Annotated in this window: 22 protein-coding genes; all 22 read left to right on the top strand. The window is 40.7% G+C overall.

Annotation, left to right across the window (positions count from 1 at the left end; all coding sequences use genetic code 11):
* The first annotated feature begins 110 nt into the window (after positions 1–110).
* The 22 genes from hbs (at position 111) to NST01_RS10285 (ending at position 20,177) form a co-directional block, all read left to right on the top strand.
* Positions 111–389 carry a non-specific DNA-binding protein Hbs gene (gene hbs, locus NST01_RS10390; protein WP_003215863.1) on the top strand — a complete coding sequence of 93 codons (279 nt, stop codon included), beginning with the start codon at positions 111–113 and terminating at the stop codon, positions 387–389.
* Positions 390–579: 190 nt separating this feature from the next.
* Positions 580–1,149 (top strand): GTP cyclohydrolase I FolE, encoded by a 570-nt coding sequence (gene folE, locus NST01_RS10385; RefSeq protein WP_203085341.1) that lies wholly within the window; start codon positions 580–582, stop codon positions 1,147–1,149.
* 23 nt (positions 1,150–1,172) lie between these two features.
* Positions 1,173–1,403: a trp RNA-binding attenuation protein MtrB gene (gene mtrB / locus NST01_RS10380; RefSeq protein ID WP_008344541.1), complete on the top strand. Its 231-nt coding sequence runs from the start codon at positions 1,173–1,175 to the stop codon at positions 1,401–1,403.
* 115 nt (positions 1,404–1,518) lie between these two features.
* Entirely contained in the window at positions 1,519–2,286 is a 768-nt protein-coding gene (locus NST01_RS10375; RefSeq protein ID WP_007500958.1) for a heptaprenyl diphosphate synthase component 1, read from the top strand.
* A 3-nt stretch (positions 2,287–2,289) separates the two neighbouring features.
* Positions 2,290–2,994: a demethylmenaquinone methyltransferase gene (locus NST01_RS10370; RefSeq protein WP_007500957.1), complete on the top strand. Its 705-nt coding sequence runs from the start codon at positions 2,290–2,292 to the stop codon at positions 2,992–2,994.
* A gap of 24 nt (positions 2,995–3,018) precedes the next feature.
* Positions 3,019–3,981 carry a heptaprenyl diphosphate synthase component II gene (gene hepT / locus NST01_RS10365; protein WP_203085342.1) on the top strand — a complete coding sequence of 321 codons (963 nt, stop codon included), beginning with the start codon at positions 3,019–3,021 and terminating at the stop codon, positions 3,979–3,981.
* A gap of 129 nt (positions 3,982–4,110) precedes the next feature.
* Positions 4,111–4,557, top strand: coding sequence for a nucleoside-diphosphate kinase (ndk, locus tag NST01_RS10360; RefSeq protein WP_003216015.1), 447 nt, complete (start codon positions 4,111–4,113; stop codon positions 4,555–4,557).
* Positions 4,558–4,701: 144 nt separating this feature from the next.
* Entirely contained in the window at positions 4,702–5,478 is a 777-nt protein-coding gene (locus NST01_RS10355) for a CheR family methyltransferase (protein WP_008344547.1), read from the top strand.
* A 76-nt stretch (positions 5,479–5,554) separates the two neighbouring features.
* Positions 5,555–6,727, top strand: a complete 1,173-nt coding sequence (aroC, locus tag NST01_RS10350; RefSeq protein ID WP_008344548.1) for a chorismate synthase — start codon at positions 5,555–5,557, stop codon at positions 6,725–6,727.
* On the top strand, positions 6,727–7,818 hold the full coding sequence (gene aroB, locus NST01_RS10345; RefSeq protein WP_007500945.1) for a 3-dehydroquinate synthase: 1,092 nt from the start codon (positions 6,727–6,729) through the stop codon (positions 7,816–7,818). Before aroC ends, aroB begins: the two co-directional genes overlap by 1 nt.
* Positions 7,815–8,198, top strand: coding sequence for a chorismate mutase (gene aroH / locus NST01_RS10340; RefSeq protein ID WP_017367506.1), 384 nt, complete (start codon positions 7,815–7,817; stop codon positions 8,196–8,198). The genes aroB and aroH overlap by 4 nt, the downstream gene beginning before the upstream one ends.
* A gap of 232 nt (positions 8,199–8,430) precedes the next feature.
* On the top strand, positions 8,431–9,978 hold the full coding sequence (trpE, locus tag NST01_RS10335) for an anthranilate synthase component I (protein ID WP_065460638.1): 1,548 nt from the start codon (positions 8,431–8,433) through the stop codon (positions 9,976–9,978).
* Positions 9,950–10,972 carry an anthranilate phosphoribosyltransferase gene (gene trpD, locus NST01_RS10330; RefSeq protein WP_039963973.1) on the top strand — a complete coding sequence of 341 codons (1,023 nt, stop codon included), beginning with the start codon at positions 9,950–9,952 and terminating at the stop codon, positions 10,970–10,972. The genes trpE and trpD overlap by 29 nt, the downstream gene beginning before the upstream one ends.
* Positions 10,965–11,717: an indole-3-glycerol phosphate synthase TrpC gene (gene trpC / locus NST01_RS10325; RefSeq protein WP_341041910.1), complete on the top strand. Its 753-nt coding sequence runs from the start codon at positions 10,965–10,967 to the stop codon at positions 11,715–11,717. Before trpD ends, trpC begins: the two co-directional genes overlap by 8 nt.
* The gene (locus NST01_RS10320) at positions 11,714–12,382 is read left to right on the top strand and encodes a phosphoribosylanthranilate isomerase (protein WP_341041909.1); all 669 of its coding nucleotides are present in this window, start codon (positions 11,714–11,716) and stop codon (positions 12,380–12,382) included. The genes trpC and NST01_RS10320 overlap by 4 nt, the downstream gene beginning before the upstream one ends.
* Entirely contained in the window at positions 12,363–13,562 is a 1,200-nt protein-coding gene (gene trpB, locus NST01_RS10315) for a tryptophan synthase subunit beta (protein WP_007500937.1), read from the top strand. The genes NST01_RS10320 and trpB overlap by 20 nt, the downstream gene beginning before the upstream one ends.
* The gene (trpA, locus tag NST01_RS10310) at positions 13,559–14,362 is read left to right on the top strand and encodes a tryptophan synthase subunit alpha (RefSeq protein ID WP_017359752.1); all 804 of its coding nucleotides are present in this window, start codon (positions 13,559–13,561) and stop codon (positions 14,360–14,362) included. Before trpB ends, trpA begins: the two co-directional genes overlap by 4 nt.
* An 11-nt stretch (positions 14,363–14,373) precedes the next feature.
* Positions 14,374–15,471 carry a histidinol-phosphate transaminase gene (hisC, locus tag NST01_RS10305; RefSeq protein WP_136944843.1) on the top strand — a complete coding sequence of 366 codons (1,098 nt, stop codon included), beginning with the start codon at positions 14,374–14,376 and terminating at the stop codon, positions 15,469–15,471.
* A gap of 117 nt (positions 15,472–15,588) precedes the next feature.
* Entirely contained in the window at positions 15,589–16,704 is a 1,116-nt protein-coding gene (locus NST01_RS10300; RefSeq protein WP_136944844.1) for a prephenate dehydrogenase, read from the top strand.
* A 10-nt stretch (positions 16,705–16,714) separates the two neighbouring features.
* Positions 16,715–18,001, top strand: a complete 1,287-nt coding sequence (aroA, locus tag NST01_RS10295; protein ID WP_017359749.1) for a 3-phosphoshikimate 1-carboxyvinyltransferase — start codon at positions 16,715–16,717, stop codon at positions 17,999–18,001.
* 289 nt (positions 18,002–18,290) lie between these two features.
* Positions 18,291–19,562 (top strand): tetratricopeptide repeat protein, encoded by a 1,272-nt coding sequence (locus tag NST01_RS10290; protein WP_035702924.1) that lies wholly within the window; start codon positions 18,291–18,293, stop codon positions 19,560–19,562.
* A 75-nt stretch (positions 19,563–19,637) separates the two neighbouring features.
* Entirely contained in the window at positions 19,638–20,177 is a 540-nt protein-coding gene (locus NST01_RS10285; RefSeq protein WP_008344562.1) for a ReoY family proteolytic degradation factor, read from the top strand.
* Positions 20,178–20,226: the final 49 nt, after the last annotated feature.

The raw sequence follows: 20,226 nt of genomic DNA, 5'->3' as shown, positions 1-20,226 counted from the left end.
GACGCTTTCTAGACGCTCTTTTTTTCAAAAAAAGTGTATAGAAAGAAGATGAATTGTGAAGAAATGATAACAATCTATTGAATGCATATTTTTGGGAGGAGGTGAAAGGCATGAACAAGACAGAACTTATTAACGCGGTTGCTGAAGCAAGCGAGTTATCTAAAAAAGATGCGACAAAAGCAGTTGATTCTGTTTTTGATACAATTTTAGATGCACTTAAAAATGGTGACAAAATCCAACTTATTGGTTTTGGTAACTTTGAAGTACGTGAGCGTTCAGCTCGTAAAGGACGTAACCCACAAACTGGTGCAGAGATCGAAATCCCTGCAAGCAAAGTACCTGCTTTCAAACCAGGTAAAGCACTTAAAGACGCGGTGGCAGGTAAATAATCGTTATGTGTAATGATCCTATTGAAGGAGTTATACATATACAGTTTCACACTGGTCTAGAAAAGCCCCTTTGATAAGGGGCTTTTCCTTTTGAATCAAATGGTTTGTTTAGAACGCTCTCCTTTGCTTTTAGGATCTGAAGTGTGCTAGAATCTGAATGAAATGTAATCGCCTTTGGAGGATATAATACATGAGTGAAATAAATAAAGAATTAATCGAACACGCGGTACGCGATATATTAAAAGCGATTGGAGAAGATCCAGATCGTGAAGGACTTCTTGATACCCCAAAACGAGTAGCAAAAATGTATGAAGAAGTGTTCTCGGGATTAAATGAAGATCCAAAAGAACATTTTAAAACCATTTTTGGTGAAGAACATGAAGAACTCGTTCTTGTCAAAGATATTGCTTTTCATTCAATGTGTGAACACCATCTTGTGCCATTCTATGGCAAAGCCCATGTCGCTTATATTCCGCGCGGCGGAAAAGTAACGGGACTCAGCAAGCTGGCAAGAGCAGTAGAAGCCGTGGCAAAGCGCCCGCAGCTTCAGGAGCGCATTACATCAACGATTGCAGATAGTATGGTGGAAACTTTAAATCCACATGGTGTGATGATTGTCGTTGAAGCAGAGCATATGTGTATGACGATGCGCGGAGTGAAGAAGCCTGGCGCTAAAACAGTCACTTCAGCCGTACGCGGTACATTTGCAAATGATGCGGCAGCAAGAGCAGAAGTGCTTTCATTTATTAAAAACGACTAATCCATAGATGGAAGGTGAACAGATTGAGTGAAAATAAAGCATCTGATTTTGTGGTGATTAAAGCCATTGATAATGGTGTCAACGTGATCGGCTTAACTAGAGGTTCCGATACAAGATTTCACCATTCCGAAAAGCTCGATAAAGGTGAAGTCATTATCGCACAATTTACTGAGCACACATCAGCCATCAAAGTGCGGGGCGATGCTGTCATTCAAACAAGCTTCGGTGAAATTCAAAGCGAAGCAAAGAAATAACGCACGACTATGCACTTGATAGCATGAAAGTCAGGCCTGATATGGTATAATAAATCTCTATACAATGTAGAGAGCTACATATGAAACTGTAATTTTTGGGACAAGGGTGATATCTTTGCAAGACATCTACGGAATTTTATCTAATCTGAATATAAAATTAAACAAAAAGCTTTCTCATCCTTATTTGGCGAAGCATTTGCGTGCGCCGCTCATCGATGAAGATAAGCTCCTTCTTTTTCATGCAATGTTTGATGAAGCTCAAATCGATGCTGAGAAAAAAGAAAATTATATTTTAACGGCGATGCTTGTGCAAATTGCCCTTGATACCCATGACGAAGTCACAACTGCTGCAGCCATCAAACAAGACGAATTCAAAAATCGTCAGTTGACCATCCTAGCAGGAGACTATTTCAGCGGTCTCTATTACTCTCTTCTCTCTGACATGAAAGATATTTACATGATCCGTACTCTCGCCACGGCGATCAAAGAGATTAATGAACATAAAATTAGACTATATGATCGATCCATTCAAGATGCAGCCCACTTTTATAAAAGTGTTGCTACAGTAGAATCTGCGCTATTCCAAAGAATTTCTGAGCACTTTCAATTGACGCATTGGAATGAAATTGCAAGTCGCTTCCTTGTTTATAAACGTTTTATGAAACAAGCAGAAGACGACAAACATTTAAAACTTTTTTTGAACGATAGCTATACGGACGCCTATACATGTTTTGACAACTTTGAGAATGAAGGCTATGAAAAGGCCAAACGATCAATCAAGGAGCATCTAGTTTCATCTCCGATCGTTCAAAAAGAGCTATTAAATCGCTTGGATCATATGAAAAATGAACCTGCGTACCATCAGAAAGTGGAAGAAGGGTAAGTCATGCAGCAATCAAAAGAACAGCGAGTACACGGTGTATTTGAAAAAATTTATAAAAACTATGACCAAATGAACTCTGTCATTAGCTTTAAACAGCATAAAAAATGGCGCGATAAAACAATGAAGCTCATGAATGTTCAAAAAGGAGCCAAAGCACTAGATGTATGCTGCGGAACTGCCGATTGGACGATTGCGCTTGCAGACGCTGTTGGAGAAACAGGCGAGGTCAAAGGCCTTGACTTCAGTAAAAATATGCTGAGTGTTGGCGAAACGAAGGTGAAAACAGGCGGCTACAATCAAATTGAGCTGCTCCACGGCAACGCAATGGAGCTTCCTTTTGAGGACAACTCATTTGATTATGTCACAATCGGTTTTGGTCTTCGAAATGTCCCTGATTACTTAACAGTGCTAAAGGAAATGACACGAGTGGTAAAACCCGGTGGAATGGTTGTCTGCCTTGAAACATCACAGCCTGAGATGATTGGGTTTAAACAAGGGTATTATGTCTATTTCAAATACATCATGCCGCTCTTTGGTAAGCTGTTTGCCAAAAGCTATCAGGAGTATTCATGGCTTCAAGAATCAGCCAAAACATTCCCTGGCATGAAAGAACTGGCGTCTCTTTTTGAAGAGGCTGGTCTGTCTGATGTCTCGTATCATCCATTTACAGGCGGTGTAGCAGCAACACATATCGGAAAGAAGCTTTGAATAAACGATATTTGGGTGAAAATAATGAAACTAAAAGCAATGATTTCTTTTCTAAATCATGATATCGATATAATTGAAAAAGAGCTTGAACTAACCGTTCGCTCTGATTATGCATTATTAAGTGAAGCCGGTCTTCATTTGCTGCAAGCGGGCGGAAAACGGATCCGCCCCGTTTTTGTTCTCCTTTCAGGCATGTTTGGTGACTATGATATTAATAAAATTAAATATGTAGCCGTAGCGCTTGAATTAATTCATATGGCATCACTTGTCCATGACGATGTCATTGATGATGCAGAACTGAGAAGAGGAAAACCGACGATTAAAGCAAAATGGGACAACAGAATTGCGATGTACACGGGGGATTACTTATTTGCAAGGTCACTCGAGTACATGACGAAAATCAATCACCCAATGGCACATGAAATTTTGTCAAAAATGGTCGTCGAGCTCTGTCTTGGGGAAATAGAACAAGTCAAAGATAAATACAACATGGACCAAAACCTTCGTACATATTTAAGAAGAATTAAACGAAAAACAGCCTTGCTTATTGCAGGCAGCTGCCAATTAGGTGCGATTGCAGCTGGAACAGATGAAAAAACACATAAAGCCCTTTACTGGTTTGGGTACTATGTTGGTATGTCGTACCAAATCATTGATGATGTCCTTGATTTTACATCAACTGAAGAAGAATTAGGCAAACCTGTTGGCGGGGACCTTTTACAAGGAAATGTCACTCTTCCCGTTTTATATGCGCTTCAGAACCCGACGTTAGAAGGTCAGTTGAAGCTGATCAATAGTGAAACGACGGAAAAGCAGCTGAAACCTGTGATTGAACATCTCAAACAAACAGATGCGATCGACCGTTCCATTCGAGTGAGTGAAATGTATTTGAAAAAAGCATTTGAACAGCTCGATCAACTTCCGCGTGGGCGGGCTAAATCTTCATTAGCGTCGATTGCAAAATATATTGGTAAACGAAAATTCTGATCAACGTTTCGTTGATTGGTTTTTTTGTGAAATTTTTTGTCAAAAATTGATTATTATAAAAAAAAATGATACGATCACTTTGTAACAATGTAAGCCTATACATACATAACGACGGGGTGGAAAACGTATATGGACAAAACATTTCTTATGGTCAAACCTGATGGTGTGGAAAGACAATTAATCGGTGAAATTGTGTCAAGATTCGAAAAAAAGGGGCTTCAGCTTGTTGGAGCAAAGCTCATGAGCATTCCAAAAGAAGTAGCAGAAACACATTACGGAGAGCATAAAGAAAAACCATTTTTCGGTGAATTGGTTGACTTTATTACGTCAGGACCTGTATTTGCGATGGTATGGCAAGGTGAACAAGTCGTAGACGTAACAAGGCAGATAATTGGAAAGACAAATCCGAAGGAAGCGCTTCCGGGAACAATAAGAGGCGACTATGGATTAACTGTTGGCAAAAACATTATCCATGGCTCAGACTCACCAGAAAGTGCCGAAAGAGAAATCAACCTGTTCTTCAAACAAGAAGAACTGACAAACTGGGATCAAACGATCTCAAGCTGGATTTATTAATGTTCAAGCCAAAGTGTTCATCAAATGATCACTTTGGCTTTTTTATATTGAGATTTCTATACGAATTTTCGCATGAGATGATACAAATTTATGATAAAAACAGCTATACTAGGACAAAGATAGATGAGACAGGAGAGGACATTGATGGATCAGTATCAAGTATTTGTTGGAAAATGGAAAAAACTAACTGGGGTAGATCTGAACTTATATAAAGAAGCACAAATGAAACGAAGATTAACATCCCTTTATGATAAAAAAGGATATAAAGATTTTGAGGCATTTGCGTCTGCTCTTGAAAAGGACAAAGCGCTATTAGATGAAACGATGGATCGAATGACGATCAATGTGTCAGAATTTTACCGAAACTATCAGCGCTGGGAAGTACTTGATCAAAAAATCCTGCCGCTGCTTTCAAAAAACAGTGGCACTCTAAAAATATGGAGTGCAGCTTGCTCTACTGGAGAAGAGCCGTATACACTCTCAATGCTGCTATCAAGCCATCCGCTTGTGAAAGACTTCCAAATTATTGCAACGGATATTGATGATAAAGTCCTGCAATCTGCGCAAAAAGGAAGATATCATGAACGATCTTTGCAAGAGGTGCCAGATCAAATCAAGCAAAAATATTTCACCAAAGAAGATTCTTCATTTTACACGGTGAAGGATGAGATTCGAAAGCACATTCAATTTAAGAAACACAACCTTTTAGCGGATCCATATGAAAAACAGCTGGATCTCATCGTGTGCCGAAATGTCCTCATCTACTTTACAGAAGAGGCGAAAGAAGAAATTTACTTAAAAATGAGCAGCAGTTTAAAGCAAAACGGCGTATTATTTGTTGGTTCTACAGAACAAATTTTTCACCCAGAAAAGTTTGGATTAACCTCTGCTGATACTTTCTTTTATCAAAAGAAGGGGTAGTAGCTGACTTTTTAGTAGGAAGTGTGTTATCATAGTTTTACTTAAAAGCGTTAATGCGATGAAGGGAGAATAAGTCATGAGGTACTTAACAGCAGGTGAATCACATGGTCCACAACTGACCACAATTATTGAAGGAGTTCCAGCGGGACTTTACATAGAGCAGGATGACATCAATTATGAACTGGCTAGAAGACAAAAAGGTCATGGCCGCGGAAGAAGAATGCAGATTGAAAAAGACCAAGCGAAAGTGTTAAGTGGTGTCCGCCACGGGAAAACATTAGGTTCTCCTATTGCACTTGTTGTTGAAAATAATGATTGGAAGCACTGGACAAAGGTCATGGGTGCAGAGCCGATTACTGAAGAAGAAGAGAGTGAAATGAAGCGTCAAATCTCTCGTCCAAGACCAGGGCATGCGGATTTAAATGGTGCGATTAAATATGGTCACCGTGATATGAGAAACGTATTAGAGCGCTCATCAGCACGCGAGACAACGGTTCGTGTAGCAGCAGGTGCAGTAGCGAAACAAATTTTGGCTCACCTTGGAATCAAAGTGGCTGGTCACGTCCTTGAAATTGGTGGAGTAAAAGCTTCCCATACCGCTTATGAATCTATTGAAGATTTGCAAAAAGTAACAGAAGAATCACCTGTTCGCTGCTATGACAGTGAAGCTGGTCAAAAAATGATGGATGCCATTGACGAAGCGAAGCAAAACGGCGATTCAATTGGTGGTATTGTCGAAGTCATCGTTGAAGGGATGCCAGTTGGGGTCGGCAGCTATGTGCACTATGACCGCAAACTGGATAGCAAGCTTGCAGGCGCAGTACTGAGTATCAACGCTTTTAAAGGGGTTGAATTCGGTATTGGCTTTGAGGCGGCTTCTAAAAATGGCAGTGAAGTTCATGATGAAATCATCTGGGATGAAGAAAAAGGCTATACGAGAAAAACAAACCGTTTAGGTGGTCTTGAAGGCGGAATGTCAACTGGCATGCCAATCGTCGTAAGAGGGGTTATGAAACCAATCCCAACCTTATACAAACCATTGCAAAGCGTGGATATTGAGACAAAAGAACCTTTCTCTGCAAGTATTGAGCGTTCTGACAGCTGTGCTGTTCCTGCCGCAAGTGTTGTGGCAGAAGCAGTCGTTGCATGGGAAATCGCCAATGCAGTGGTTGAGCAGTTTGGTCTTGATCAAATTGACCGCATTAAAGAAAATGTGGACAAAATGCGACAGCTTCAGAGGGAGTTTTAATGAAAACACTGGAAGTGAAGACGTCTTCAGCCACTTATCCTGTATATATCGGTGATGGGATTAGACAAAATATCGTAGACTTGATTACTTCCACTGGGCGATCCTACACGAAGCTCTTTATCGTGACAGATTCAGCCGTCGATGCCCTTTATGGAGATGAAATGGTTCAATTACTGAAACAGAAATGGTCTGTACAAAAAGTAGTGGTGCCAAACGGAGAACAATCAAAATCTTTTGCGCAGTTTGAGCAGATTCATACGAAAGCCATCCAATTTCAACTCGACCGCTCCTCATGTATCATTGCATTAGGCGGCGGGGTGATTGGAGACTTGGCTGGCTTTGCTGCTGCCACTTATATGAGAGGCATTGATTTTATTCAAGTACCGACCACGCTGCTTGCACATGATAGTGCAGTCGGCGGAAAAACCGGAATCAATCATCCGCTCGGCAAAAATTTAATTGGTGCGTTTCATCAACCGGCTGCTGTCATCTATGATACAAGTATGCTAGAGACACTCTCACCAATAGAGCTGAGATCAGGCTTTGCAGAAGTGATAAAACATGCACTGATTTCAAGTGAAGTCTTTTTATCAGAACTGATGTCCATTCGTTCGTTGACAGAATTATCAAAGGATGAACTGGCACATATGCTTTATCAAGGGATTCAAGTGAAAGCATCCATTGTTCAAGAAGATGAAAAAGAACAAGGTGTGCGGGCATACTTGAATTTAGGTCATACACTAGGGCATGCCATTGAAGCGGAGTATGGATACGGTGCGATCACGCATGGAGACGCCATTGCAATTGGCATGCAGTTTGCTTTATATGTCAGTGAAAAAGAGCAAGGACTCAGCCTAGATCGTGAGAAACTTAAAGTGTGGATGAAAGAACTAGGGTTCCCAGTACAAGTCACACAAACGATTTCAACCAAAACATTTGTCGATCGCATGATTGGTGATAAGAAGGCAAGAGGCGGGAGTGTTCAGTTTGTTTTGCTAAAACAAGTTGGAGACGTCACCCTGCAATCTTTCACAAAAGATGAGCTGTATCACTGGCTCGAAGAATGGAAACGGGAGGAGGGCTGTCTATGATGTTTCGCGGGATACGCGGGGCTACAACTGTGACAGAAGATACAGAAACAGAAGTGATAACCAAAACGAAGCAGCTGCTAGAAGCGATCATTTCAAAAAATCAAGTAGATCCAGAGCGTGTCGTGCAGATCTTGATTTCAGCTACACAAGATATTCACTCTGTTTTTCCAGCAAAAGCACTCAGGCAGTTTGAAGGATGGACCTATGTGCCTGTCACTTGTATGCAAGAGCTTGACATTGATGGAGGTCTAAAGAAGTGTATTCGCGTTTTAATGACCGTTCAGACAGATGTCAAGCAGGAAGACATCCAGCACGTATACTTGGAAGAGGCTGTCACGCTTCGGCCTGATTTACAGTTGACAAAAAACAAGGAATTATAATACGATATGAACAGCCGAAGTTTACACACAGGTGTGAACGGCATTGCAAGCTTAGAGAAGATGAGAATGAGACTAGGGTAGTTGAGATGAGTAGAGTTGAGCAGAGATACGATACTTCTATTTAATCATACTGCCTAAAAGAGCGAAGCCTCTTTTAGGCTTATTTCGTATACTCAAACAAATCCTCAAGATGTCCCCTCATTCTCCTTAAATCCATTTAAGGAGTGTGCTTATGAAATCCCAATCAAATCTTACCCAATTTTTAAGAGATAGTCAGTTTTACAAAACCATCCCGATTGTTGAAACCATTACAGTTGATACGCTCTCACCCATTCAAATTGTTGAGAAACTGAAACAGGATATTGTGTATTTGCTAGAAAGCAAAGACGAATCTTCTAGCTGGTCGAGATATTCCTTTATCGGATTACATCCTTTTTTAACATTACATGACGAGCAAGACCATTATATTGCTCGTGACGCTGCAGGACAGTCAGTGATGCAAAAAGCGGAGCTGAAAGAGTTGCTTGACTGGATGAAAGAGCAATATCAAATCAAGACACCTGGAATTGATATCCCATTTACTGGCGGAGCCGTAGGGTACTTAAGTTACGACCTCATTCCCAACATTGAGCCGTCTGTTAAGCCGCATCCGAATGCATCAACAACAGATAATTGCACATTATTTGTTTGCCAAACAATGATCGCATTTGATCATGAAACAAACCAAGTTCATTTTATTCAGTACACGCAGCTGAACGGTCATGAAACAGACGAAGAAAAAATTCTGGTTTATCGAGAAAATCAAAAGCAACTTGAACTGATGGTACAGCAGCTTCATACAAAAATTGATATGAAAGAACTGATTATCTCAGGGAATATGAATGAACCCCCTTCGTTTGAACAGGTGACGTCTACCTATGAAAAAGCAAAATTTTTAAAGGATGTCGAAAAAATCAAGGAGTATATTCGAGCGGGTGATATCTTCCAGGGTGTACTTTCTCAGCGTTTTGACATTCCAGTGACAGTGAGCTCATTTGAATTGTATCGTGTGCTTCGGATTGTCAATCCATCACCGTATATGTATTTTATGAAATTAAAAGATCGAGACTTAGTGGGAAGCTCGCCAGAACGATTAATCCATGCGAAAAACGGACACTTAGAAATCCATCCAATTGCTGGTACAAGAAAACGAGGAATGACAAAAGAAGAAGATGATGCACTAGCAAGAGAGTTGCTCGATGATGAAAAAGAAAAAGCAGAACATTACATGCTAGTGGATCTGGCTCGAAATGATGTGGGGCGTGTAGCAGAATACGGCAGTGTGTCTGTCCCAACTTTTACAAAAGTCGTGAACTTTTCGCACGTCATGCACATTATTTCTATTGTGACAGGGAAGCTGAAGCAGGATACACATCCAGTAGACGCGCTTATGTCCGCTTTTCCAGCAGGCACATTGACAGGCGCCCCAAAAATTAGGGCGATGCAATTATTAAACGAAATGGAGCCTGAGCCAAGAGAGACGTATGGCGGCTGTATTGCCTATATTGGTTTCGACGGCAATATCGATTCCTGTATTACCATTCGCACAATGAGCGTCAAACATCAGACTGCTTCTATACAAGCAGGTGCCGGCATTGTCGCTGATTCCGTTCCAGAAAACGAATGGGAAGAGACGTGCAATAAGGCAGGAGCACTTCTAAAAGCCATTCAGCTTGCTGAACATATTTTCTCAGAAAAGGAGAGTGTGCCAAATGAATCAACGACTATCAGCTCTTGTTAATGGAGGAAAACTATCAGAAAAAGAAGCGAATGGCCTGATGCATGATATGATGAGCGGCTCGTTAACAGATGCTGAAGTCGCTGCTAGTCTATCTATTTTAGCGCATCGAGGAGAAACCGCTGAAGAAATGACAGGCTTCGTGAAAGCCATGAGGCAGCATGCAGCACCAGTAGAAAGGTCACTTGATGTCGTTGATACGTGCGGGACAGGAGGCGACGGTTTATCAACATTTAATATATCAACAGCCGCTGCCATCGTTGCTTCGGCTGCTGGGGCGAAAATCGCCAAGCACGGAAATCGTTCCGTCTCCTCTAAAAGCGGGAGTGCTGACGTGCTAGAATGTCTTGGTATTCAAATTCAATCCACACCTGAAGAAACAAGACGGCAAATACAGCAGAAAAACATGGGCTTTTTATTTGCACCGCTCTATCATTCTTCTATGAAACAAGTAGCCGCCGTACGCAAGCAGCTCGGATTTCGGACGGTATTTAACTTATTAGGACCGCTTTGCCATCCGATGCAGGCCAAAAAGCAAATCATCGGTGTGTATGCAAAGGAAAAGGCAAAGCTCATGGCGAAAGCTCTTGCTCCTTTAGAGCCAGAACATGTCCTGTTTGTTTGCGGAGATGATGGGCTGGATGAATTAACCATTACAGCAAATTCATACATCATTGAACTCAAAAAAGGTGTCATGACAGAATATACGTTAAACCCAGAAGACTTTGGACTTGAAAAAGGGCATTTATCAGACATTCAGGTCCAATCACCAGAAGAAAGCGCCAAATTGATTCAGAATATATTGAATTATCAAGCGGATGGAGCACCGCTTCATATTACAGCGCTTAATGCTGGGGCTGCATTATATGTGGCAGGAAAAGCAGAGAGTCTGATGGCAGGGACAATGAAAGCATTAGAAACGATCAAAAACGGATCAGCTAAAGAACAATTAGCCCGTCTAAAACAAAAAACGAAAGAGGAAGAGATCTATGCTTAATCAAATTATCGCCCGTAAAAAAGAACATGTGCAAACCTTGCAATTACCTGAGGATGGACATTATGAAAGACGATCATTTAAAGAAGCCCTTATAAATCCTCACCGCTCGATTGGACTGATTGCTGAGGTGAAAAAAGCGTCTCCTTCCAAAGGAATCATTCAGCCTCACTTTGATCCTTTACAGACAGCAAAAGCATACGAAGCATCAAATGCAGATTGTTTATCTGTCTTAACGGATGAACCGTTTTTCCAAGGGAAAAACGAATATTTGTCTCTTATTAAAGAACACATCACACGTCCGATTTTAAGAAAAGATTTCATTATTGACTCTATACAAGTAGAAGAATCGAAACGGATAGGGGCAGATGCCATTTTATTAATTGGAGAGGTGCTTGAGCCGCAAAAGCTGTATGAGCTCTATACAGAAGCGAAAGAAAAAGGAATGGATGTCCTCGTTGAAGTACATGCAGCACATACACTAGAAAAGATCTTACACCTATTCACTCCTGAGATCATCGGTGTGAACAACCGGAATCTCAATACGTTTACAACAACTGTTGAACAAACAAAAGAGATCGCGCCACTTGTTCCAAAAGACGTATTACTAGTAAGTGAAAGTGGCATAAAGACATTTGATGATCTGACCTTTGTGAAACAGCACGGAGCAAATGCCGTTCTTGTTGGTGAATCTTTAATGAGGGAACAATCACAGGAGAAAGCCGTTCAGGCATTGTTCGGAGAATGAAGGAAAGTAAGCCTTACTTAAAATATTGCGGTGCTGTCTCACAAGAGGATGTCGCATGCATCTCGCAATCTCAAGCGGATGCCATCGGTTTTATTTTTGCGCCGAGTAAAAGACGGGTTGATCCAGATCAAGTGAAACACTGGCTGTCACAAGTAAAATGTAAAAAAGAGATCGTGGGGGTATTTGTGAATGAAAAAACACCAAAAGTGTGCGAGATTACAAACAACCTCCCCTTAGATATTGTGCAGCTTCATGGTGATGAGACGCCAGAAGATGCAAGCGACATCAAACAACAAACGAAGGCGCTCGTTTGGAAAGTGTTCCATCACGAACCCGATGTAAACGACACACTTGAACATATGACGGCATTCGCTCCAAGTGTCGACGGTTTTCTCATTGATGCGAAAGTGAAAGGAATGAGAGGCGGTTCTGGAACAGCTTTTGCATGGGAGGCGGTGCCTTCATATGTTCAGCATGCAAAACAACTGGGAAAAACTTGCGCCATTGCTGGCGGGATCACGCCAGACACCATAATAGATCTGCTTGCTTTTGGTCCAGACGTCATAGACCTTTCAAGCGGTATAGAAGAAAACGGGAAGAAAAGCAGTACAAAGATGAAAGCGCTCGAAGAAAGGATGTTGAACCATGTACGCATATCCAAATGAGATTGGCAGATATGGAGAATTTGGAGGGAAATTCGTTCCTGAAACGCTCATGCAGCCACTAGAAGAGATCGAACAAGCTTTTCGTGAATTAAAAGAAGACCCTGCTTTTCAAAAGGAATATATATCGCTTTTGAAAAACTATTCAGGCAGACCAACCGCACTCACATATGCTGATCAATTATCGGCATATCTCGGCGGTGCTAAAATCTATTTAAAAAGAGAAGATTTAAACCATACAGGCGCTCATAAAATTAACAATGCGCTTGGGCAGGCACTGCTAGCGAAAAAAATGGGGAAATCAAATATTATCGCCGAAACAGGAGCAGGTCAGCACGGTGTAGCTGCTGCAACAGTGGCGGCAAAATTCGGTTTATCCTGCACTGTATTTATGGGAAAAGAAGATGTGGAAAGACAATCACTCAATGTGTTCCGAATGAAACTACTCGGCGCTGAAGTCATACCTGTTACTAGCGGGAACGGAACATTAAAGGATGCAACCAATGAAGCCATCCGCTATTGGGTCCAGCATTGCAGTGACCACTTTTATATGATTGGCTCAGTCGTTGGACCTCATCCGTATCCTCAAATCGTCAGTGAATTTCAGCGGATGATCGGAGATGAGGCAAAAGCACAGATACTTGAAAAGGAAGGGCAGCTTCCTCATAAAGTCGTTGCCTGTGTTGGCGGCGGAAGCAATGCGATAGGAATGTACCGGGCGTTCTTAGATGAAGAGGTCGATATCATTGGTGTAGAAGCTGCTGGGAAAGGAATCGACACTCCGCTTCATGCAGCAACCATCACGAAAGGGACAAAAGGTGTCATACATGGATCTTTGACATACTTGATCCAAGACGAATTTGGTCAAATTATTGAGCCTTATTCGATTTCAGCTGGATTAGACTATCCGGGGATTGGGCCAGAGCATGCGTATTTGCATGCGAGCGGCCGGGTTCAATATGTGAGTGCGACAGATCAAGAAGCACTAGATGCGTTAAAGCTGCTCACAGAAAAAGAAGGAATCCTGCCAGCGATCGAATCTGCACATGCTTTAGCAAAAGCGTTTGAAATGAGCCAGAACATGAGTGAAGACGACATTGTTCTTGTCTGTTTGTCAGGCAGAGGAGATAAGGACGTGCATACATTAATGAATGTGCTTGAAAGTGAGGGTGAAACAAAATGATCACATTTCAATTAGAGCAAGGTCAGAAATTATTTATTCCATTTATTACAGCGGGTGATCCATCAGAAGAGATCACCATTGATTTAGCCCTCGCGCTTCAAGCAGCAGGGGCACATGCGATTGAACTAGGTGTGCCGTATTCCGATCCGTTAGCGGACGGCCCCGTCATTCAAAGAGCTTCTAAAAGAGCACTTCATCATGGTATGAATATCGTAAAAGCGATAGAATTAGCAGGAAAGATGAAAAAAAACGGCGTAAAAATTCCTGTAATTCTATTTACGTATTATAATCCTGTGTTACAATTAGACACAGAATACTTTTTCGCTTTACTGCGCAAAAATCATATTTCGGGACTCTTAACACCCGACTTGCCTTTTGAAGAGAGCAGCGAGCTACAGAAGAACTGTCAAGCACACGACATTTCATATATATCACTCGTTGCACCAACAAGCAAGGAACGATTAGAAAAAATTGTAGAGCAGGCAGAAGGTTTTGTGTATTGTGTTTCATCTCTCGGCGTCACAGGTGTCAGACAATCTTTCGACGCATCGATTACAGATTTTATTCAACAAGTGAAACAGTTGAGTCAAATACCAGTTGCTGTAGGTTTTGGTATTTCAACAAGAGAACAAGTAGACTCAATGAATAAAATGAGTGATGGTGTCGTTGTCGGCAGTGCGCTTGTCAAAAAAATTGAAGAGCTTCAAGAACAATTAGTAGCAAGTGATACACGCCAAGAGGCTTTAAGAGAATTTGAAACATATGCAAAAACATTTAGTCCCCTCTATTCATTCAAATGAGGTGAAACATTTTGCAAATCAAAGATCAATTAAAACAGCTAAAACCGTATCAACCTGGGAAACCAATTGAAGAGGTCAAAAAAGAATATCAATTAGACAAAATTGTGAAATTGGCTTCAAATGAAAACCCTTTTGGATGTTCCACACATGCAAGAGAGGCCATACAAGCTGAACTTGAACATTTAGCGATTTATCCAGACGGATACAGCGCAAGTTTAAGAACGGAACTGGCTGAGTTTCTTCAAGTAAATGAAAAACAATTAATATTCGGGAATGGCTCAGATGAACTTGTGCAAATTATTGCTAGGGCATTCCTTGATCAACATACAAATACGGTGATCCCATCTCCGTCATTCCCGCAATACCGTCACAATGCAGTGATTGAGCATGCAGAGATTAGAGAAGTACCACTTCTAAATGGTGGAGCTCATGATCTAAAGGGAATGCTGGATGCGATGGATGACAACACAAAAGTCGTTTGGGTGTGTAACCCGAACAATCCGACAGGAAATCATTTGTCAGAATCTGAGCTCGTATCGTTTTTAGATCAAGTGCCTGCTCACGTGCTTGTCGTTCTAGATGAAGCATATTTTGAATATGTTCGCGCGGAAGACTTTCCGAACAGTTTATCTCTATTAAAAGCCTATCAAAATGTCATTGTACTGCGCACATTCTCTAAAGCATATGGACTTGCGGCACTTCGAGTAGGTTATGGGGTTGCTTCAGAGGAATTGATTACCGCCATTGAACCTGCGAGAGAGCCATTTAATACAAGTCGTATCGCTCAAGCAGCTGCACGTGCAGCCATAAAAGATCAAGACTTCATTCAATCGTGCAGGGAAAAAAATGAAGCAGGTCTCAAGCAGTATCAAGAATTTGCAGACCGCTTTGGATTATTTATCTATCCGTCTCAAACAAACTTTGTGCTAATTGATTTTAAAAGAGATGCTGATGAGCTGTTCAACGCACTTTTGAAAAAGGGCTATATCGTTCGATCTGGTCAAGCTCTTGGATTCCCAACTTCTTTACGTATTACTGTTGGAACAAAGGAGCAAAATGAAGAAATCCTAACTACACTTGCCGATTTATTACAAGGCATTCGTGCGTAGCATAACAATGAAGTCATATCCTGTTTATGGGATATGGCTTTCGTTGTAACTCATCCAATATACATATAAGCTATTGAAACAGCTTGTTTAATTTTCGCGAAAAATCAGGTGATGAACATGAATGAAGCAAACGAAACCATATTAATCGCTGGGCTCGGTTTAATTGGTGGTTCTATTGCACTGTCGATTAAAAAAGAATTTCCACATAAAAAAATTGTAGGCTATGATGTCTCTAAAGAACAAATGATTGCTGCAATAAAACTAGGGATCATCGACGCGACTGCCGAGTCCTTTATGGAAGGCTTAAATGAAGCAGCAACGATTATTTTGGCAACGCCAGTACAACAAACCGTCAAAATGTTAAGTGATATTGCAGCATCTGGAATTGAAAGAGAGCTCACGATTACGGATGTAGGGAGCACAAAGCAAAAGGTCGTTCACTTTGCTGAAAAAACGTTGCCTGATCATTACCAATTTATTGGCGGGCATCCGATGGCAGGGTCTCATAAATCAGGTGTCATTGCAGCGAAAGACTTTTTATTTGAAAATGCATTCTACATTTTAACGCCAGCAAAGGTAACAAGTCGTCAGGCTGTTGACCGTTTGAAGGATCTGCTGAAGGGAACCAATGCTCATTTCATTGAAATGACACCCGAAGAACATGATGCTGTGACAAGTGTGATTAGTCACTTTCCACATATCGTCGCTGCCAGTCTTGTGCATCAAGCGCATCATTTTGAAGAAGAATTTCCTCTTGTAAAACGGTTTGCTGCTGGAGGCTTTCGAGATATTACCCGTATTGCATCAAGTAATCCTGCAATGTGGCGCGATATCCTTTTGCACAATAAAAACAAGATTTTAGACCGATTTCATGAATGGAAAAAAGAGATTGACCGCATTGAATCCTTTGTGCAACAAGAAGATGCTGAGGGGTTATTCTCTTATTTCCAAGAGGCCAAGGAATATCGCGACGGCCTGCCTCTGAGGAAAAAAGGAGCTATCCCTGCTTTTTATGATCTTTATGTCGATGTGCCGGATCATCCTGGTGTTATTTCGGAAATTACAGGATATCTAGCAAATGAAAACATCAGTATTACAAATATCCGTATTATTGAAACGCGAGAAGACATTAACGGGATTTTACGCATTAGTTTTCAAACAGATGACGATCGAAAGCGGGCAGAACTCTGTATAAAAAATAGAGCAAATTACGATACATTTTATGCTGATTGAGGTGAGGAACATGAAAATTCATAAAAGTGCTCCTATGAATGGAGAAATTCATATTCCAGGAGATAAATCCATTTCTCATAGATCTGTGATGTTTGGCGCTATTGCTGACGGTACTACAGTAGTAAAAAACTTTCTTCCTGGCGCTGATTGTTTAAGCACGATTGATTGTTTTAGAAAAATGGGTGTCGACATCGAACAAAAAGGTACAGATGTTGTCATTCATGGTAAGGGACTAAAAGGACTTAAAGAGCCGAGTGATATTCTCGATGTCGGTAACTCTGGCACGACTATTCGTTTAATGATGGGAATCTTGGCTGGCTGTGAGTTCCACAGTACGCTGATCGGAGACGAAAGTATTGCCAAAAGACCGATGAAACGGGTAACAGGTCCGCTAAGACAATTAGGAGCCAAGATAGATGGCAGAGCAAGTGGCGAGTATACACCGCTTTCTATACGTGGGGGCAATTTAAAAGCTATCTCTTATGAGTCTCCGGTTGCAAGTGCGCAAATTAAATCGGCTGTCCTTTTAGCTGGACTGCAGGCAGAAGGAACAACGACGTTAACTGAACCGCATAAATCAAGAGACCATACCGAAAGAATGTTATCAATGTTTGGTGTCTCGCTACATGAAGATGCACAAAGTGTTTCAATTGAAGGTGGACAAACGTTAAAAGCAACAGATGTATTTGTCCCTGGAGATATTTCTTCAGCTGCATTTTTCTTAGTGGCTGGATCTATCGTTCCAAACAGCCGGATTGTATTGAGAAATGTCGGCTTGAACAAAACGAGAACTGGTATTATAGATGTGCTAAAACAAATGGGTGCAGACCTCGACATTCAAGAAGTGGATGCTAAAGGCGGAGAACCGTACGGTGATTTAACGATCTCTACCTCTTCATTAAAAGGGATCGACATTTCAGGTGATATGATCTCTAGACTGATCGACGAAATTCCTATTATTGCGCTCCTAGCTACTCAAGCAGAAGGAACAACGATCATTAAAGATGCCGCTGAATTAAAAGTGAAAGAAACCAATCGTATTGATACAGTCGTTTCAGAACTTAAAAAACTAGGTGCTCATATTGAAGCAACAGATGATGGAATGAAGATTCATGGTAAAACGAGCCTTAAAGGCGGCGCAGTCGTCTCAAGCTACGGAGATCATCGAATTGGTATGATGTTAGGAATTGCGGCATGTATAACAGAGCAAGCAATCGAGATTGAAGATACAGATGCAGTACGTGTATCTTACCCAAATTTCTTTGAACACATTGAATACTTAACGCAAACAGTCTGAGGATTTCCTCAGGCTTTTTCTTTCCTTTTGCATATTTGAAAGAACTATAGCATAGCTTGTCTCAAGGTGAAACCTTGAAAAAGAGCATTTTGCTGATTCAAAAACAATTTTTTAGTGTATTCGGTTTACAAATCGTCAGTTTAGTAAAGTATTGATTGAAAAAGAGTCTTCAAAACACAAAAATGGCTTCATGTTAAAAGAGCAACATATTTGCTGGATATGCAGCTGTCGATTATGATATGAAGTAACAACAGTTTAGGTTTTTGGAAACAGAAAGGAACGGTTTGATTTGAATAGTTCATTACAAGAAGCCATAAAATTAGTTGAGGCGGGTGAGACTGAAAAGGGACTCCAAACACTTGCTCAAGCAGAGAAGCATCTTCATGATGAAGAAAAAGCGCAGGCAGCTCAGTTATATTATGACTGGGGAGATATTGATAAAGCGCGGAATCTCATTAGTGATTTACATGATTTATATCCAGAAGAAACAGGATTAACCTGTTTTTATGCAGAGTTGTTAATAGACTCTGATGAAGAAGAGAAGGCAATAGCAGTTCTTGAAACGATTCCTGAAGATGACGATGCGTATCCAGAGAGTTTATTGTTAATGGCAGATTTGTATCAAATGCAAGGACTATTTGAAGTCAGTGAACAAAAGCTTTTAAAAGCGAAAGAGTTACTACCTCATGAAGCCGTCATTGATTTTGCTTTAGGGGAATTGTATTTTTCTCAAGGCCTTTCAAAGAAAGCAGCCGACTATTTCTACAAAGTGGCCGATCAACAAAATGAAATTGGCGGTGTCAATGTATATCAGCGGCTCGCTGAATCATTAAGCACAGCTGGAGAATTTGAAGATGCCCTTGAATGGTATGAAAAGGCTGTAAAGGATCAAGTGGATCCAAATACACTTTTTGGCTACGGATTTACAGCGATGAGGGCTGGCAGAACGAAAACGGCTATTCAGCAGCTTTCTGAACTAAAAGATATTGATCCTTCGTATTCGTCACTTTATATGCCTTTAGCTAAAAGCTATGAGGAAGAAGGACTATATCATGAAGCTTTAGAGATAGTAAAAGAAGGAATTAAAGTGGATGAGTATAACAAAGAGTTATATTTATATGGGGCAAAGATTGATTTGAAAAATGGCCATTCGGAAGATGCGAAAAAATTGCTTCAAGAAGCACTTGCTCTTGATCCAGGATATATTGAAGCGGTTCAAACGCTGCTTGCGATCTATTTAAATGAAGAGCTGTTTGATGAAATTCTGGATGTGATTAAAGAGGTTAAAAGTTTTGGGGAAGAAGATCCAAAATGGAATTGGTATGCTGCTTCTGCTTCTGTCGGACGAGAAGAATATGATGAAGCCGCTGAGTATTTCAAACTTGCTCTGCCTGATTTTGATGAGGAACGTGACTTTTTATATGAATATGCTTCGTTCCTTTTAGAAGAAGGCAGACAAAAAGAAGCCTTGCCGTTATTACGAAAAGTTCTTCAGAAAGATGGCACGAATGAAGAAATTGAAGAAACGATTTTAAGAATTGAAGACGAAATTTCCTTATAGTTTGCAGGAATGAAGAACTGGTTTGTTGAATAATTCATGTATAGCAATTTAATTTACGATAGAGGAGGGAATAACATGCAGACCCCTGTTTCTGTCAATGAAAAGAAGGAATTTATCCGGTGGTTCTTAAACCATTATCAGTTAAAGCGAAGAGAGTGTGTTTGGATATTAAATTATTTAATGAGTCACGACTCTTTGATGGAAAAGGTTCATTTTGTAGAGCAAGCAGAATTTTGCCCAAGGGGAATTATTATGTCAACACACTGTGTGGATGAAGTTCCCTTTAGATTTTATAAAGAAAATATCATGACGACAGATGCAGAAAAATCATTTCATGATATTCGTTTGAATAAACAGCAAGATTTGTTTATTCAATTGAATTTCCGATCTGCATATCGTTCGCCGGAATATGCCGCTGTACTTGAAACAAATCCTCATATTCCTAAAGATCTTTATGAAAATGAAAAAGATAAAGATCTTGCTGAGAAAGTGCTAGAGCATTCTATTGCTACTTTCCAAAAAGAACGGCTGATGAAAGAAATCGATGAAGCGCTTGACCGTCATGATCAAGAAACATTTAATAAGTTAGCAAAAGAATTAAGCCTATTATCATAAACCAAGCCAATAAGCCTTGCCCTATACAGGCAGGGCTTATGTGATGAAA

Origin of the sequence: Bacillus sp. FSL R7-0166 (assembly GCF_038008935.1) — a bacterium.
Taxonomy (GTDB): Bacteria; Bacillota; Bacilli; order Bacillales; family Bacillaceae; genus Bacillus; species Bacillus altitudinis.
The sequence above is the reverse complement of the archived record's forward strand: the minus strand, read 5'-3'. Positions and strand labels throughout refer to the sequence as shown.

What these genes read in the sequence shown, in the direction of transcription:
- hbs (WP_003215863.1), top strand. Translation starts at nt 111, where the DNA reads ATGAACAAGACAGAACTTATTAACGCGGTTGCTGAAGCAAGCGAGTTA.
- folE (WP_203085341.1), top strand. Translation starts at nt 580, where the DNA reads ATGAGTGAAATAAATAAAGAATTAATCGAACACGCGGTACGCGATATA.
- NST01_RS10370 (WP_007500957.1), top strand. Translation starts at nt 2,290, where the DNA reads ATGCAGCAATCAAAAGAACAGCGAGTACACGGTGTATTTGAAAAAATT.
- hepT (WP_203085342.1), top strand. Translation starts at nt 3,019, where the DNA reads ATGAAACTAAAAGCAATGATTTCTTTTCTAAATCATGATATCGATATA.
- ndk (WP_003216015.1), top strand. Translation starts at nt 4,111, where the DNA reads ATGGACAAAACATTTCTTATGGTCAAACCTGATGGTGTGGAAAGACAA.
- NST01_RS10355 (WP_008344547.1), top strand. Translation starts at nt 4,702, where the DNA reads ATGGATCAGTATCAAGTATTTGTTGGAAAATGGAAAAAACTAACTGGG.
- aroC (WP_008344548.1), top strand. Translation starts at nt 5,555, where the DNA reads ATGAGGTACTTAACAGCAGGTGAATCACATGGTCCACAACTGACCACA.
- aroB (WP_007500945.1), top strand. Translation starts at nt 6,727, where the DNA reads ATGAAAACACTGGAAGTGAAGACGTCTTCAGCCACTTATCCTGTATAT.
- aroH (WP_017367506.1), top strand. Translation starts at nt 7,815, where the DNA reads ATGATGTTTCGCGGGATACGCGGGGCTACAACTGTGACAGAAGATACA.
- trpE (WP_065460638.1), top strand. Translation starts at nt 8,431, where the DNA reads ATGAAATCCCAATCAAATCTTACCCAATTTTTAAGAGATAGTCAGTTT.
- trpD (WP_039963973.1), top strand. Translation starts at nt 9,950, where the DNA reads ATGAATCAACGACTATCAGCTCTTGTTAATGGAGGAAAACTATCAGAA.
- trpC (WP_341041910.1), top strand. Translation starts at nt 10,965, where the DNA reads ATGCTTAATCAAATTATCGCCCGTAAAAAAGAACATGTGCAAACCTTG.
- NST01_RS10320 (WP_341041909.1), top strand. Translation starts at nt 11,714, where the DNA reads ATGAAGGAAAGTAAGCCTTACTTAAAATATTGCGGTGCTGTCTCACAA.
- trpB (WP_007500937.1), top strand. Translation starts at nt 12,363, where the DNA reads ATGTACGCATATCCAAATGAGATTGGCAGATATGGAGAATTTGGAGGG.
- trpA (WP_017359752.1), top strand. Translation starts at nt 13,559, where the DNA reads ATGATCACATTTCAATTAGAGCAAGGTCAGAAATTATTTATTCCATTT.
- NST01_RS10300 (WP_136944844.1), top strand. Translation starts at nt 15,589, where the DNA reads ATGAATGAAGCAAACGAAACCATATTAATCGCTGGGCTCGGTTTAATT.
- aroA (WP_017359749.1), top strand. Translation starts at nt 16,715, where the DNA reads ATGAAAATTCATAAAAGTGCTCCTATGAATGGAGAAATTCATATTCCA.
- NST01_RS10285 (WP_008344562.1), top strand. Translation starts at nt 19,638, where the DNA reads ATGCAGACCCCTGTTTCTGTCAATGAAAAGAAGGAATTTATCCGGTGG.